The organism is Bartonella sp. CL63NXGY, from assembly GCF_042194905.1.
GTDB lineage: Bacteria > Pseudomonadota > Alphaproteobacteria > Rhizobiales > Rhizobiaceae > Bartonella.
Map to the genome: position 1 here is coordinate 1 of NZ_JBHINK010000064.1, position 1,000 is coordinate 1,000.

Sequence of the window (1,000 nt, forward strand, 5' to 3'; positions counted from 1 at the left end):
AGATACATGCTAAACGCTTCATTTTCATTTATACATTACCTAAGTATTTTCATTACGATATCTTGACTTTGATAAAAGCTTTCTGCCTCTCTGAATTGTTCGGATAGTACTGAACCTTCTACAGTGGATTTTGTTTTCATGAAAAAAAGCAAATGTTGTAAAGAGCTTTATTGGTTAGATCTTATTTTAGGCATATCGTTGTGGTTAGAGGCTATAATTTTTCCATACAATTTACGTTTTTGTATTTCGATAAGAGCCTCTTCGTTATCGCTTAAATTTCTGACCATTTGTAGTTTTGTATATTCATTTTGGAGCATGGCTGACATGGTCTTGATGCGTGTTTGCAGCTCGAAAACTCCTTTCAAATCTTTTGTTTTATCTATATTATTTAAGAAATCGACAATTTGTGTAAAGCGGTTCTCTGCGTCTTGAAAAGTTTGCAAACTTACAGCTTTATCGACAATTCCACTATAGTTAAGACGGGTATTAATTATTGTGCGCATCTCATGATACGGCAATGACCAGAAGACAACCCTTTTCTCTTCGTCAAGAACAGAATATAAAAGGTCTCGAAATTGTCCAACATCTACGCCACTGTAGTTGGGATGCGTTTTTGGATAGATAGAAGGCGAATCTTGTATGAAAAAGCTCTTGTTCTCTCCTATTGTTGGTTTTTGGATTCTATTTCCTGTTATAGACTGATAGATTTTTTTCGCGTTTTCGATCTGGTTTTCGTTTGTTCTGATTTGTTGGTTTAACAACTCAATAATTTTTAGATATTCTGCTTTTGAAACAGGGAAAGGACTTTGAACAGTTGAACCTTGAATCCCAGAACCCCAACTAAAGTTAGACGTTAGAGTTAAATTTATCGTTCCTAAAAGGGTAATCATTCCTATTGTAATAAATCGCTTTTTCATCTGTCTCTCGCTTGATTTCGGCAGGGATTGTTTTATTAATAGGCACACGGTTCCTATCATTGGGCTGTTTTAGCTTTGGTGCT

1 protein-coding gene and 1 pseudogene are annotated in these 1,000 nt (G+C 35.1%); both read right to left on the reverse strand.

From position 1 onward, the window contains the following. Nucleotides 1–167: 167 nt before the first annotated feature. Complete coding sequence (locus ACFIK0_RS09205) at nt 168–917, reverse strand: type IV secretion system protein (RefSeq protein WP_375663885.1); 750 nt, start codon at nt 915–917, stop codon at nt 168–170. Between the two features lie 7 nt (nt 918–924). Beyond that, nucleotides 925–1,000 (reverse strand): annotated as a pseudogene (locus tag ACFIK0_RS09210) (TrwH protein); the annotation flags it as partial.